Raw genomic sequence first — 13450 nt, 5'->3', positions numbered from 1 at the left:
CGTCAGATGTCTCCGTTCACGATATCGGCCACGTGTTCTGCGTCGTAGAGTTGCGATTCGACACCGTACAGTTCTTCGGCGGTACGCTGGGTGAGGGTGAAGTTCGTAATCGGCCCCTGATAGAGGCCGCCAGCGCGATACACGTCGTCGTTCTGGACCGCGGTGAGGGCACTCGCGGTGTCGTGGTTCTGCAGGGAGGAGACGACGGTGTTCTCGAACTCGTCGCGGGTCTTCGCTTCGTATCCGCGGAGCATGAGCACCTCGGGGTCGACTTCGAGCAGCGTTTCGAGGTCGATTGCCGCGCGACTGCCGTGGAAGTCCTTCACGTCGGTGTCGGCGAGTGCGTCGTTCACGCCGAGGTCACGGAGGTGCTTGAACCCGGTCCCACCACCGATAATGTAGGGGTAGAACGACTCGGGTTCGTCGCCGACGCCCCAGAGGACGGCGGCAGACGGACGCTCACCCTCGGCAGGAACGACCGATTCGAGGTTCGTCTGGAACTCGTCGTGGAGCGAGACGAACGCCTCGTAGCGGTCGGTGCGCTGGAACACCTGTGCGAGTTTCTCGAACCCCTCGTAGAGCGTGTAGTAGCGGTAGTCTTCGTGCCACGGGTAGTGCTGGGCGTAGATGCAGTTCCCGAACATCGGGCCGACGTTCTGGTCGACTTCGTCCACGTCGGCCTGCTCCCACCCCTTGAACCGATTCATCAGGAAGTTCGGGTCCATGACGTGTACGTCGGCGTCGAGTTCGTAGAACAACTCCTTGCTGACGCCGTCTTGGTACAGCGAGACCATGTCGCTCTTGTCCACCGACAGCCCCGGAATCGCGTCGTAATACTGCGTGTGGTACCGACTCGTCAACCACACGCCTTTCGGCGGTTCGAGGCCGAGTGCGACGCCCATGTCCGCCCAACTACCGTTGTTGGCGACCCACGTCTCGGGAACCGCGTCGAATTCGACGTCGCCCACGGGTTCGATGGAGACGGAGTACGAATCGTTCGCCTCCGTCGTCTCCGTCGCAGTCGAAGTCGCGGTTTCAGTCACCGTCTCTGCGTCCGTCGTGGTGGCCGTCTCAGTCTGGTCAGGCCCGCTTTGTCCGGTACACCCGGCGAGCAGGCCACCGGCGACGAGGACGCCGGTGCCCTTGAGAATCGACCGCCGCGTCGAGTTGCGCGAACTATTTCCGTCTTCGTCCATGAGTTTTAGGCACACCTAATCCGATAAACCACTTTCGAAGTTTAGGCCCACCTAAAATATTGTTCGTGAAGGATTGGGTCGAACGTCGGGTGCGAGTGAGACAGTCGGGACTCGGCGTGGTCTCGTCGTCACGAGCCATCGCACACCGCAGAGAAAAGGAATCGTCGAGTCGCCGGTCACCGCCGCCGAACGGTGTTCCCCCTCAGCCGAGGAGGTACTTCAGTTTGGGACGCTGTTGGACGAACTCAGTGTCCTCGATGTAGGCGTCGAGGCCGAGGATGCGTCCCGCGGCGAGGGTGCCGACGATGACGAACATCATGAGGCCGAAGAGGTCACCGTTGACGTAGCCGTGACCCCACGCCGCGTTGCCGAGGTAGAAGAACGTCATGAGGAACGCTCCCCCGAAGGCGGCGAGGCGGACACCCGCGCCGACGATGAGTGCGAGGCCGATGAGCGTCTCGCCGAGCGGAATCATGAAGTTCGTGAACTCGAGCATCCACGGGGTCTGGCCCGCCCAGACCAGGAAGGCGTGGACCGGTCCCGGCGCACCGCCGGTGGCGTTCACCAACCACCCTCCCGCGTTGAACGGTTCGGCGGCGAGGTACTTTCCGACCCCCGCGTGGAGGAACCAGTACCCCGTGATGAGACGGGTGAGCACCAGCACGTAGCCGGTTACCCCTTCGGCGTAGTCGAACTCGAGGCGGTTCCCCAGCATCTCGATTTGTCCGGTTGCAGCCATCGTCCTTCACCTCACATGTGAGACGTGGCACCGGAGATGAATATAAAGCCAGACCGATTTTCGAATCCATGGAACTGGGAATCGGCGGTACCCAAAATGCACGTTTCTGGAATCCGAAAACTACGAAATCAACCGACTGCGGAGCGATACGATGTCATCGGTCCACAGCCTCTCGGTAGCGACTGACGAGTGTGGCGACCAACTGGCGCTCGACAGGGGCAGTTCCCAGCAATCGAATCGCGACGGCGTACGCGACGAGTCCTGCGGCGGTTCCGACGGCGACAGCGACGTACCCCGGGAGGAGCAGTTTCGCGCCGAGGGCGACGAGTGCCAGTGGAATCGCCGCGACGAGGGGTTTCGCGTGCCCCCGCGTCACTGGTTGGAGGCCTTCGAGGTAGTACAGGACGAGAACCTCGAACCCGTTGTTCAGCGTCAGCATGAGGAGGTAACTCGCGACGAGTCCGGAGAGGCCGAAGGTGGCGGTGAGCGGAATCGCGACGAGTGCGAGCACGACGGTAATCGCCGTGTTGACCACGAGGAGGGCGCGCTGATTATCCGTCATCATCAGCAGGATACCGACGCTACCGGCGGCGGACGCGACGTACTGCGCGAGGATGAATCCCGGAAGCAACGGTGCGTAGGTCACGAACGTCGGACCGAAGACGGCCATGATAGACTGGCGGAAGACGACGACTGGAACTGCGAGTCCCGTCGCACCCACGAGGACGAGTCTACTCGTCACGTGGTACAGTCGGCGAAGCGCCGTGTGGTGACCCTCTTCGTAGAGGGCCGCGGCGACGGGCGGGATGAACTGATTGATGCCGAGGAGTGGAAGTCGGACCAACTCCCCGAGGAGGACGCCGACGGCGAACACGCCACTTGCAGTCCCCGAGAGGTAGACGGCGATGAGCGGATAGAACCCGAGACGCTGGGTGGTGATGGCGATACCGCCGAAGAACATCGGCGTCGAAAAGCCGACGTACCGTCGGCAGAGTCGTGCGGTGTTCGGCGTTCGAAGTCGCGGACGGAGCCCACGTGACCGACCCAACCACCAGAGTGCGACGACGCCGACGAGTCCCATCGTGACCCAGACGCCAGCGGCGACGACGACCACGTCACGAAACACGAACGCGCCGGCGAGTCCGACGGCGAGTTGGGCGAGTGGAAACCCGAGTCGGAGCGTCAGGTTCAGCGGACCGACTTCCTCGAACGCGCGAAGCATCTCCGTGACGGTGAACAACCAGACGCTCGCCGGCAGGCCGACGGCGAACACGCGCAAGAGGTGTTCGAACAGTGGCCCTTCGTCTGCGATATCCGCAATCGCCGGTGTCGCGAGATACAGCGCACCGCCGAAGAGCGTCGCGACAGCGAGCAACAGGAGACTGGCGAACGTGGCGATGACGTCCCGGTCGGCGTCAACGTCGGTCGTCGGGAGAAATCGGCTCAAGCCGTTTCGAAAGCCGAGCGTGACGTGTGCGAGGTACCGCTGGAGTCGTCGTGCTAAGGCGAACAGGCCGTACGTGCTGGCGGCAAAACTGTTCGTCAGGACGGCCGTGAACGCGAGTCGTAACCCGCGTTCGAAGACGATGGAGGGGACAGAGACGACGGCCCCGTGTGCGACGCGTTCTAACGCGTCTTCGAGTCGCCTATCGGCATTCGTGGCGTCGGACGGGGAGTCGTCTGAGTCGATAGGCACGAGCGAATCGCGGCGGAGCGTGAGCATAAGTTCCACGACTGACCGATGCGAGGACGGACAGAATGACCGACCCCCGAGAACGGCCGGACAGTGTCAAGTGGGTCGCCCGCGTATCTTCTCGTATGGACGTCACTGCAGGCGAGGGCGACGGAGACGGCACCTTCTGGGACCCGAGTGACTGCACTGGAACGCCCTACTGTCCACCGCGGTGTCCGCGCTTCGTCGACAAGTTCGGTGAGGGCCTCGTCATCCGTCCGTACGAGGAACACGACTGGGACGCGCTCAACGAGATGTACCGCGATTACGCGCGGGAACATCGGTCGATGGGCCTGCCACCAGTCGGTGACGTCTACATCGCCGACTGGCTTACGGGCCTCGTCGACCACGGGCGCAACTTCGTCGCCGTCGACGGCGACCGAATCGTCGGCCACATCACCTACGTGCCACGAGAAGGACCCGAACCCGAACTCGCCGTATTCGTCCACCAGGACAGCCACAACCGCGGCATCGGGACCGAACTCTGCCGCCACGTCATCGCCGACGCCGCCACTGCGGGTCTCGATGCACTGATTCTCCACGTCGCCAAGGAGAACCGTCGCGCGATTCACGTCTACCTCGGACTCGGTTTCGAGGTTGTCGCGTCCGAGAGTACGGACACGAAGATGCGACTGGACCTCGACCAGTCGGTCCTCGCGAAGACCCGAACCACACCCGACGCCGGCGAACGCCCCGGCGTGAGAGGCGTCGGGCAGTAGTTCAGCGGTCGCTCGTTTCGGGGTCGCCAAATATAGCTGTGCTGAGGTGGTGAGAGCGAGGTGCGTGGCGACGAACCGTTTGACACGCGGAAAGAGCGAGCGCGCGTTACTCTGCAGTGACGATGTGCTGTTCGTCTGCGTGTTCGATGGCAACGTCGTGTCGGGTGTGTCGGGCGTGGGTTCGCGCCCATCGACGCGCCGGGCCTTCGGACAGGAACTGCTCGCCGTCGGGACAGCGGCGACAACTCACGACCCACGGTTTCACGTCGTCGGGGAAGTGGCCGGTGTGTCGATGGTGGTCGAGGGCGAACTGCTCGACAGACTGGTTGCCGAGTTGTAACTCGTCGAGTTCGTACGCGAGGTCCCACTCGTTCCCACAGCGAGAACAGGAGACGGTCGGCGTATCGTCGATTGGGGCGGTCGGCGGTGGCGTCTGGAAGTCGTCGTCGCTCGGAGTGGACACAGACGGGGTTAGACGCCGAGCCTCTTGTACCTGAAGGCTGGGTGCGCGGGTGAGTCACACCCGACGACTAGTCGAACGTGACCCTCAGGCGTCGCGAGACGTTCAGTCTCGTATTTGTCGTCTGCGAACGTAGTCCAGTCGGGTAGAATCATCGTGAGTGGCAGGACAAACCGCCGAGAGACGACCGAATTCGAGCAGTCGATGCTCATCGACGACGCACTCCCGACGTTCGACGTCACGCAGATACGCCACGTCGTCGTCGACGCGCCACCGGACGCGACGTACCGTGCCGTGATGGACATCGACTTCATGCAGATGGGCGCTGCCGTCCGGGTTCTGAACGAACTTCGCGCACTCCCCGAACGCATTCGAACACTCGCGCGGGGTGAGCGGTGGGACGGCATGCCGGCGGCAGTCACGCTGGGCGACCTGTTCGAGTCGACTGGCTACGTCGTCCTCGGCGAGCGTGAGAGCGACGAATTCGTCTTCGGGGCCGTCGGCAAGTTCTGGAAACCTGACATCGAGTGGGTCGATATCGCCCCCGACGGGTTCACCACGTTCGACCGACCGGGATACGCGAAACTCGCTATCGGATTCTCGGTTCGTCCGTACGGTACCGACCGAACACTTCTCTCGTACGAGGCGCGGACCGCGACGACCGACCCCGGGGCGAGACGACGCTTCCGGCGCTACTGGACGCTCATCGGCCCGTTTGCCGGGTATCTCATGCAACAGGCGCTGGGCCACATCAAAGCAGAAGCAGAGGAGTATCGAATTCCGGTTCGGTGAGGAAGCAGGTCTCTACGAGTGAAGTTCGGTGAATGCAGGTACAACACAAACGCGCCGTGGGACGCTTACCCTTCGCCGACCATCCGGTCTTCTGCGTCCCACTCGCGCTTTCGGAGTTCGTACTTCTGGACTTTGCCGGTCGCAGTCGTCGGCAACGTCTCCACGAACTCGACTTCTTTGACTACCTTGTAACCCGCGAGCGATTCGCGCATGAACGACTCAAGTTCGTCGGCGGTCACGCCCGGGTCCTGTGAATCGCCGTTCGTGGGGAGGACGTACGCCTTCGGCGACTCACCCCACTTTTCGCTCGGTATCGGGACGATAGCGACTTCCGAGACGGCCGGGTGGTCGTGGAGCACGTCTTCGAGTTCGAGGCTGGAGATGTTCTCCCCGCCGGAGATGATGATGTCCTTCTTGCGGTCTTGAATGGTCAAGAACCCCTGTTCGTCGACTGTCGCGAGGTCACCCGTGTGGAACCAGCCCTCGCGCCGGTCGTTGAACACCTCGTGCGTCTCTTCGGGCTTGTTCCAATACTCTTCGAGAATCATGTTCCCGCGGACGACGACTTCGCCGATAGACTGGCCGTCGTGGGGGACGAACTCGCCGTCCTCGTCGACGACACGCACTTCACAGCCCATGAACCCGATTCCGGTCTTCTTCTTGACGGCGAAGCGCGAGTCGCTGTCTTCGTCGTAGAACCGACGGAAGTCCGACGAGACGATGAGTGGCCCCGTCTCGGTGAGTCCGTACATCTGTTTGAAGTGCCACCCGAACTCGTCTTCGAGCGTCCGCATCGTCGCTTCGGGCGGGGCCGCCCCACCCGACGCGATGCGAAGTGGGGTGTCGCCGAGCGTCTGCGGTTCGTGGTCCCGATAGTAGTCGATGAGCATGTTCATCACCGTCGGCGCGCAGCACATGTACGACACGTCCTCGTCGACGACTGTCTCGAAGATGTCGCCGGCGTCGATGCCGCGGGTACAGACGTGTGTCGCACCCATGCCGGTGATAGAGAAGATGTGGCCCCACCCGTTCGCGTGGAACATCGGGAGCGTCCAGAGGTACACGTCGTCGTCGCGTATCTCCTGGTGGGCCGCGGAGAGGTAGGTGTGGATGGCCTCGGCCCGGTGGGTCATCACCACGCCCTTCGGGTCACCCGTCGTCCCCGAGGTGTAGTTGATGGCCGCGACGTCGTCTTCGGCCATCTCGGGGCGTGTGTACGCGTTCGGGTCGGCGTCGGCCACGACCGAATCGAAGTCTTCCCAGTCGCCTTCGACTGCCTCGGCGTCGTTGGTGATGAATATCTCCGCTGGAATGTCGTCGCGGATGGCCGCTATCTTCTCGGCGTACTCGTAGTCGGCGACGACGGCTTTCGCGCCGCAGTCGTTCGCGATGTAGTCGAGTTCGCTCGGTGTCAGTCGGTAGTTCAGCGGCGTGTGAATCGCGCCGAGTTGAATCGTCGCGTACGCCGATTCGAGGTGGTAGTGCGTGTTCGGGTCGATGACGGCGACGCGGTCACCCTTCTCGATGCCGCGCGCCTGCAGTGCCGCGGAGAGTCGGTCCACCCTCTCGCCGAGTTCATCGTAGGTGAATCGCTCTCCAGTGGTCGCTACCACGGCTTCCATCTCGCCGTAGTACCTCCTCGCCCTGTCGAGGAATTCCGTCGCGAGTAGCTCTCTGTGCATGGGTATACCATGACAAGAATACACGGAAAGTGGGGCGGTTCACATGTGAACGGCAGAACGCAACCCGGGGGCCGTAGCCCAGTGGAATCTCCGAACAACCCCGCTACCTCAGACGTTGGGCCGATGGACGATGCGAGAAAACGGGTGGTCGACAGCGGGAACTGAACGTGCCAACGGACGACTGGAGTCTTGGGATGAAAGCACTTATCTATCATGAATCATGATAGCTCACCCCATGGAATCGTTAATGGTCGATATGGTACAATACGACTGTCCATACATCGACACCACAATCGACCACGACGTGTCGTTCACGGGGCTTCACTGGGACTACAATACAGCGCGACAACAGTTCGAATCGCGTGTATTAGTCAAAGGCGACAGCGTAGACGCCCTCGACCAAGGGCTCAGTGCCCTCAGAGAGCACCACAACCATACAGACTATCGGTTGCTCTCGCGTCGTGGCGACCAAGCAATCATCAAGAACGCTGTCGGTCAGACCAGTGCGATGCGAGCGATTCGTGAGAACGGTGGGTACCTCACCGGGGCGTTCGAAGCGAGCGAGGGCAGCGAGCGCTGGCACATCGGGTTCGACCGCAACGAGGCAGTCGGCGACGCACTCTCCGAACTCGACCGGCACAACGACTTTACCGTGGAGTCGCAAGCGACCATCTCGTTCGAAGACTACTTCGACGTCATCAAGAACGTGGACACGGCCAAGAGCGTCCTGGACGCCGTTCGGGGATTGACCGAAACCGAGCGGAGAACGATTCAGCGTGCGATGGGAGCAGGCCACTACGAGACCCCACGTGGTGCGACCGTGACCGACCTCGCGACCGAGTTCGACGTCTCGACGACCGCCGTCTCGAAGAATATCCGTCGCGGCGAGCGAAAACTGCTGACTGCACTCGTCGACGCGATGGACGACGTAGAGAGATAACGGTCGGAGAATCGACGGCTGGAGGTTCCTCTGGAAACCCCGCCGCCCAGACGAGCGATTCGCTCAGTCCGCGTCTGCGCTGCCGACCGAGAGGTACTGTTCGAGCAAGTCGTCGCGGTCCCGCAGGTCGTCGACGGACCCGTCCCAGACGTTCGAACCTTTCTCGATGATGTAGGCGCGTTCCGAGAGACTCAGTGTGAAGTCGACGTTCTGTTCGGTCAGAATGACCGTCACGTCACGTTTGACGACATCGCTGAGGACGTCCGCAAGGTCGTCGACGATGACCGGAGCCAGTCCTTCGGTGGGTTCGTCCAGCAAGAGGACATCCGGGTCCTGAACCAGCGCCCGGGCCACAGACAGCATCTGCTGTTCACCGCCAGAGAGGTTCTGTCCCAGGCTCTCGCGGAGGTCGGCGAGCACTGGGAAGGCGTCGTACATCTCTTCTATCGGCCGGGGGTCAGCGCAGGTGTCCCGGGCGACCTGAATGTTCTCGTTGACGGTCAGGTCGGGGAAGACTCGGCGACCCTCCGGCACCAGCTTGATACCCGCCCGGCTAATCGAGTCGACCGACTCGTCGCTGATGTCCCGGCCGCGGTAGCTGATGTGGCCTTCGCGCCGTGGGACCGTCCCCGTAATCGTCCGGAGTGTCGTCGTCTTGCCAGCGCCATTCCGGCCCAGCAGGCCGACGACTTCGTTCTCCTCGATGGACATCGCGAGGTCGAACAGGACGTGACTGTTGCCGTAGTAGGCGTTGACGTCGTCGAGTTCGAGGATGCTCACACTCCCTCACCTCCCAGATAGGCCTCCTTGACGCGTTCGTCGGCCATCACCTCGTCGGGTGTGCCGTCGGCGATGAGTGACCCACCCTCGAGGACGAGGATGCGGTCCGAGATGCCCAGTACGACCTCCATGTCGTGTTCGGTCAGGACGAACGTCGTGTCCGTCTCCTCGTCCAGTCTGCGGATGAGGTCGACCATCCGGTCGGTCTCGGACTTGTTCATGCCGGCCGTCGGTTCGTCCAGCAGGATAATCGACGGGTCCGTTCCGAGGGCGAGCGCAATCTCGACTTTACGGGCGTCCCCGTGTGAGAGGTTCGCACATTCGGTGTCGGCGACTTCCTCGAGGTTCGTGAGTTCGAGTACCTCCCAGGCGGCCTCGGTGAGTTCCTCGTCGTCTTTCGTGATGGCGGTCAGGTCGTTCGTCCGCCGGTCGTGGCTGATTCGCGCCACTCGGACGTTGTCCAGCACCGTCAGCCCCTCGAAGACGTTGTTTATCTGGTAGGCTCGCGAGAGACCCTGACGGGCGATTTCGTGGGGTTCGTCGTCGGTGACGTCGACCAGTTCGGTGCTGTCCCGAGGGCGGAGCTTCACCGACCCGGAACTGGGCTGGAGCGTCCCGCTCAGCAGATTGTAGAACGTGGTTTTGCCGGCCCCATTCGGCCCGATGATGCTGGTAATCTCGTCGTCGTCGATACTGACCGTGACGTCGTCGACGGCGACGAGGCGGCCGAACCACCGTGCGAGTTCGTCAGTCTCCAGTACCGTACTCATGCTTCCACCGACCCGAACAGGCCCTCGGGTTTGACCAGCAAGATGAGAATCATCGCCAAGAACGGCATCAGTTCACCGGCACCGGTCACGCCGATGACCGGCCCCATCGCCGACATGATGCCGATGACGTACGCGCCGATGAAGGCCCCGCCGAACGAACCGAGGCCACCCAGCACGACGACGATGAACGACTGGATGATGACCTGGTCGCCCAGCACCGGTTTGATGCTCAAGATAGGTGCCGAGAGTGCCCCGCCAAGGCCGGCGAGGGCGGCACCGACGAAGAAGACGGCCGTGTACAACATCGGGACGTTGACCCCGAGTAACTGAGCCATGTCACGGTCACTGGCCGTCGCCCGGACCTTCCGTCCGACGTTCGTGTACCGGAGGGTGGCGAGCAAGACAGCCATCGTCAGGACGGACATCATGATGACGAACGCCCGGTAGGTAGAGATAGTGTATCCAGCCGGGAGCAGTAGTTTGCCGGCGAGTTGAGCCGGTGGCCCGATGCTGGTGGCCGCCCCGAACAGCTCTCTGATTATGTCGGTGAAGATGAGGACGAACGCGAACGTCAACAGCAGTTGGTCGAGCGGTTCTCGGTCGTACACTCGGCGGATGAACCCCCACTCCATACCGGCGCCGATGAGTCCGACCACGACCATGGCGAGGACGAGTCCCGCCCAGATACCCAACTGCGGGAAGGTGAATCCGAGCAGTTCTCCGCCAGTCGAGAACAGGACCACTACGTAGGCGCCAATCATGTAGAGGACGCCGTGGGCGAAGTTGAGGACGTCCATCACACCAAAGATGAGGCTCAGCCCGACAGCCACCAAGAACAGTTGGCTCCCGATGCTGAGCCCGGTGATGAGCTGTGTGACAACGAAATCTACCGATACCATGCGGGGTAGTTGTGTTCCACCCTGTTTATAAATGCACGTGTACTGTTGAACGTTCACATGCCAACGTGCATCTATAATGGATATTCTGTACCTCTAACTTAGCACACAGGTGTGAACTCGGCATGCTACATAACAAAACGAACACGACCAGGGAGGCGTCGGATACATCGGGTGTATCACGCAGGAAGTATCTCGCGGCTGTCGGGGCAGGGGCAGCAACCGGACTCGCGGGGTGCATGGGCGGTGGCGGTGGCGGAACCATCAAAATCGGCGGCATGTACCTCATCACGGGTGTCGCCTCCGTACTCGGCAAAGCCTCTGCGGCAGCGGCCCGGACCGCCGTCGACGCGGTCAACGACGCCGGTGGTATCAACGGCAACGACGTCGAAATCGTCATCCGCGGTCACGGTGACGACCCGGCGGCCCAGTTGAAGAGCCTCGTCCAAGAAGAACAGGTCGACGCCCTCGTCGGGCTGACCTCTTCCGGGGTGGCGCTGGCCAACGCGGAAGCCATCAATCAACTCGGCGTCCCCATGACGCTGACAGACATCGGGACGCCGTACAGCACGGAGTTCGACACGGGCACGTATCCCGACAAGGCCTCGTTCAAGAAGAACATCTTCCGGACGAACGCCAACACGTCTACGAACGTCTACGGCATCGCCGAAGACGCCAACGCGAACCACAGTGGCTCACGCGTCGCCAACATCGGCCCCGGTTACGCCTACGGTGAGCAGGTCTGGAGCTACTTCAAGGCCTACTCCGACGGCCTGGGTGCCGGTCACGAGTACGTCGCCAGCGAGTTCCCCAGTCTGGGTGCGACGGACATGACTCCCCAAATCAACGCCATCATGGACGCAGACCCGGACGTCGTCTTCTCCGGCTTCTGGGCGGGCGACGCTGTCACGTTCTTCAAGCAAGCCACCGAGCAGGGCTTATTCGACCAAGTCGACCAGGTGTACATGACCCTGGCGATGGACCCAACGGTGTTCTCGGCACTCGGGTCGACGATGCCGGAAGGCGTCAAGGTCGCCGGCTGGTACTGGCACTCCGCGTTCGACAACGAGACCAACACGGAGTTCCTCGACCAGTACGCGGACCACGCCGAAGACCTGCCGGCCATCCCGTCGTTCACGGGTGGCAGCGCTTACAGCGCCATCTGGATGTACAAGAAGGCCATGGAAGCCGCCGGCGGAACCGACACCGGCGACGTGGTCAGCGAACTTGAGGGAATCGAGGTCACCGGTCCCCGTGGAACCTGGACCATGAACGCAGAGAGCCACCAGGCCAACGCGCCGTCCGTACTCGGCGTCTCCAGTTCGGACGACGACGTGCCCTACGACGGCCTCGGCCTCTCGAACAACAAGCAAGTGACCCTGACCCGACAGAAGGCCACGAACCTGCTCGACGGGTCCGGCCTCCCACCGGGACTCTAGCGCCGAATGTCTGCCAACACTCGCCACACGTTGCGGCTCGAAGGGAAGCGACTCTGGGTAGCGGCGGCGATGGCGGTTCTGGTCGTCATCCCGTGGGTGCTCCCAGACCTGCAGGTGGACCTGCTGACCCGTGCGCTACTCATCGGTGTCTTGGCAGTCGCGTTTAACCTCCTGTACGGGTTCACCGGACTGCTGTCGTTCGGTCACGCGATGTTCGTCGGGGCGGCCGGCTACACCGCCGCGCTGTTCTTCCTGCGCGTGGTGCCGGCCTACGGCCTCGGCGCGGCCTTCGGCGGGGTCTCGGTGCTCGTCAACTTCGTCCTCGCGCTGCTACTGGGCGTGATTGCCGCCGGCCTCCTCGCGGTGGTCGTCGGCTACTTCTCGGTCCAACTCGAGGAGATATACTTCGCGATGATTACGCTGTCGTTCTCGATGGCTATCTGGGTCATCGTCCAGTACGACCACCTGGCTGCCGTGATGCCGCTGGACGTAGTCACGAACGGCTCTGACGGCCTCGACTTCCTCTCGCAGATTGGGACGGTCGACGTTTTCGGTGTCGAGTTCTACTTACGACACTTCCTCCACCCGCGGCCGTACTACTACATCAGTCTCCTCATCGGGACGGTCACTGTGTACGCTCTGTGGCGAATCGTCCGGTCGCCGTTCGGAACGGTCTGTCAGGCGCTCAGAGAGAACCCCGAACGGGCACAGGCCCTCGGTGTGAACGTCCAGCGTCACCGCTGGAAGACGTTCGTCATCTCGGGTGCCTTCACTGGGCTGGCCGGCGCGATGTTGACCATCCACAGCGGGGGCATCACCTCCGGTGCCGCCCACTGGACGGCCTCGGCCGAACCGGTGCTCGTGACGGTCATCGGTGGCCCCTACTCGTTCCTCGGGCCAGTCGTCGGTGCGATTACCTTCGAGTATCTCCGGTGGTTCATCCGGCAGTTCCCGCTGCTGGAAGCCTACTGGGAACTCTCGTTCGGCATCCTCCTGCTGGTCGTGGTCCTGTTCTTCGACAACGGAGTCACCGGTGGTCTCGAACGACTCGGTGAGTGGCTCGGTGCGGCCCGCGGCCACTACGACCGCGACGGCTTCGGCGGCGTCGTCGGCTTCGGTGGCGAGAGCATCGTCGCGAAGTTGCGACCGGTCTTCAACGCCGTCGACTCGATTACCGGCAGCAGTGGCCCCGGGTCGAACGACTGAATCCCTCCGTTCGCTGCGGAGTCACCATTCTTCTCCGGTCGAACCAACCGGTTTTCACTCAACGTGTTCTTCCACATCGACGACCACGCGTGACGCTCC

The 13450-nt window shown here is 62.4% G+C and carries 13 protein-coding genes; 5 read left to right on the top strand and 8 right to left on the bottom strand.

The features are described 5' to 3' along the window. Nucleotides 1-2: 2 nt before the first annotated feature. From GJR96_RS05830 to GJR96_RS05820, 3 genes are all read right to left on the bottom strand, one after another. Nucleotides 3-1196: an ABC transporter substrate-binding protein gene (locus tag GJR96_RS05830; protein WP_151162073.1), complete on the bottom strand. Its 1194-nt coding sequence runs from the start codon at nt 1194-1196 to the stop codon at nt 3-5. A 202-nt stretch (nt 1197-1398) separates the two neighbouring features. After that, the gene (locus GJR96_RS05825; protein ID WP_151162072.1) at nt 1399-1935 is read right to left on the bottom strand and encodes a DoxX family membrane protein; all 537 of its coding nucleotides are present in this window, start codon (nt 1933-1935) and stop codon (nt 1399-1401) included. Between the two features lie 154 nt (nt 1936-2089). Next, on the bottom strand, nt 2090-3667 hold the full coding sequence (locus GJR96_RS05820) for a lipopolysaccharide biosynthesis protein (protein WP_151162071.1): 1578 nt from the start codon (nt 3665-3667) through the stop codon (nt 2090-2092). 86 nt (nt 3668-3753) lie between these two features. Between GJR96_RS05820 and GJR96_RS05815 the strand changes: the two genes are divergently transcribed. Then, nucleotides 3754-4386: a GNAT family N-acetyltransferase gene (locus GJR96_RS05815; RefSeq protein ID WP_151162070.1), complete on the top strand. Its 633-nt coding sequence runs from the start codon at nt 3754-3756 to the stop codon at nt 4384-4386. Nucleotides 4387-4492: 106 nt separating this feature from the next. Here the strand turns inward: GJR96_RS05815 and GJR96_RS05810 are convergent, their stop codons facing one another. Next, on the bottom strand, nt 4493-4849 hold the full coding sequence (locus GJR96_RS05810) for a hypothetical protein (RefSeq protein ID WP_151162069.1): 357 nt from the start codon (nt 4847-4849) through the stop codon (nt 4493-4495). 153 nt (nt 4850-5002) lie between these two features. On the opposite strand from GJR96_RS05810, the gene GJR96_RS05805 reads away from it, so the two are divergent. After that, on the top strand, nt 5003-5638 hold the full coding sequence (locus tag GJR96_RS05805; protein ID WP_225317703.1) for a hypothetical protein: 636 nt from the start codon (nt 5003-5005) through the stop codon (nt 5636-5638). A gap of 65 nt (nt 5639-5703) precedes the next feature. Here the strand turns inward: GJR96_RS05805 and GJR96_RS05800 are convergent, their stop codons facing one another. Then, complete coding sequence (locus GJR96_RS05800; protein ID WP_151162068.1) at nt 5704-7320, bottom strand: long-chain-fatty-acid--CoA ligase; 1617 nt, start codon at nt 7318-7320, stop codon at nt 5704-5706. A 256-nt stretch (nt 7321-7576) separates the two neighbouring features. Here GJR96_RS05800 and GJR96_RS05795 point away from each other — a divergent pair, with 256 nt between their 5' ends. Then, a complete protein-coding gene (locus GJR96_RS05795; RefSeq protein WP_225317702.1) occupies nt 7577-8260 on the top strand; it encodes a helix-turn-helix domain-containing protein in 684 nt (227 codons plus the stop codon). Nucleotides 8261-8323: 63 nt separating this feature from the next. Here the strand turns inward: GJR96_RS05795 and GJR96_RS05790 are convergent, their stop codons facing one another. From GJR96_RS05790 to GJR96_RS05780, 3 genes are read right to left on the bottom strand one after another with little or no spacing between them, the layout of a single operon-like run. Further along, nucleotides 8324-9040, bottom strand: a complete 717-nt coding sequence (locus GJR96_RS05790; RefSeq protein ID WP_151162066.1) for an ABC transporter ATP-binding protein — start codon at nt 9038-9040, stop codon at nt 8324-8326. Continuing rightward, nucleotides 9037-9810, bottom strand: a complete 774-nt coding sequence (locus tag GJR96_RS05785; protein ID WP_151162065.1) for an ABC transporter ATP-binding protein — start codon at nt 9808-9810, stop codon at nt 9037-9039. Before GJR96_RS05785 ends, GJR96_RS05790 begins: the two co-directional genes overlap by 4 nt. Beyond that, the gene (locus GJR96_RS05780; RefSeq protein WP_151162064.1) at nt 9807-10709 is read right to left on the bottom strand and encodes a branched-chain amino acid ABC transporter permease; all 903 of its coding nucleotides are present in this window, start codon (nt 10707-10709) and stop codon (nt 9807-9809) included. The genes GJR96_RS05785 and GJR96_RS05780 overlap by 4 nt, the downstream gene beginning before the upstream one ends. Before the next feature lie 122 nt (nt 10710-10831). Between GJR96_RS05780 and GJR96_RS05775 the strand changes: the two genes are divergently transcribed. Then, nucleotides 10832-12145 carry an ABC transporter substrate-binding protein gene (locus GJR96_RS05775; RefSeq protein ID WP_151162063.1) on the top strand — a complete coding sequence of 438 codons (1314 nt, stop codon included), beginning with the start codon at nt 10832-10834 and terminating at the stop codon, nt 12143-12145. Nucleotides 12146-12151: 6 nt separating this feature from the next. Then, nucleotides 12152-13351 (top strand): branched-chain amino acid ABC transporter permease, encoded by a 1200-nt coding sequence (locus GJR96_RS05770; protein ID WP_151162062.1) that lies wholly within the window; start codon nt 12152-12154, stop codon nt 13349-13351. Nucleotides 13352-13450 lie beyond the last annotated feature (99 nt).

It is taken from the genome of Haloferax litoreum, from assembly GCF_009674605.1.
GTDB lineage: Archaea > Halobacteriota > Halobacteria > Halobacteriales > Haloferacaceae > Haloferax > Haloferax litoreum.
The sequence above is the reverse complement of the archived record's forward strand: the minus strand, read 5'-3'. Positions and strand labels throughout refer to the sequence as shown.

What these genes read in the sequence shown, in the direction of transcription:
- GJR96_RS05830 (WP_151162073.1), bottom strand. Translation starts at nt 1,196, where the DNA reads ATGGACGAAGACGGAAATAGTTCGCGCAACTCGACGCGGCGGTCGATT.
- GJR96_RS05825 (WP_151162072.1), bottom strand. Translation starts at nt 1,935, where the DNA reads ATGGCTGCAACCGGACAAATCGAGATGCTGGGGAACCGCCTCGAGTTC.
- GJR96_RS05815 (WP_151162070.1), top strand. Translation starts at nt 3,754, where the DNA reads ATGGACGTCACTGCAGGCGAGGGCGACGGAGACGGCACCTTCTGGGAC.
- GJR96_RS05800 (WP_151162068.1), bottom strand. Translation starts at nt 7,320, where the DNA reads ATGCACAGAGAGCTACTCGCGACGGAATTCCTCGACAGGGCGAGGAGG.
- GJR96_RS05795 (WP_225317702.1), top strand. Translation starts at nt 7,577, where the DNA reads ATGGTACAATACGACTGTCCATACATCGACACCACAATCGACCACGAC.
- GJR96_RS05785 (WP_151162065.1), bottom strand. Translation starts at nt 9,810, where the DNA reads ATGAGTACGGTACTGGAGACTGACGAACTCGCACGGTGGTTCGGCCGC.
- GJR96_RS05780 (WP_151162064.1), bottom strand. Translation starts at nt 10,709, where the DNA reads ATGGTATCGGTAGATTTCGTTGTCACACAGCTCATCACCGGGCTCAGC.
- GJR96_RS05775 (WP_151162063.1), top strand. Translation starts at nt 10,832, where the DNA reads ATGCTACATAACAAAACGAACACGACCAGGGAGGCGTCGGATACATCG.
- GJR96_RS05770 (WP_151162062.1), top strand. Translation starts at nt 12,152, where the DNA reads ATGTCTGCCAACACTCGCCACACGTTGCGGCTCGAAGGGAAGCGACTC.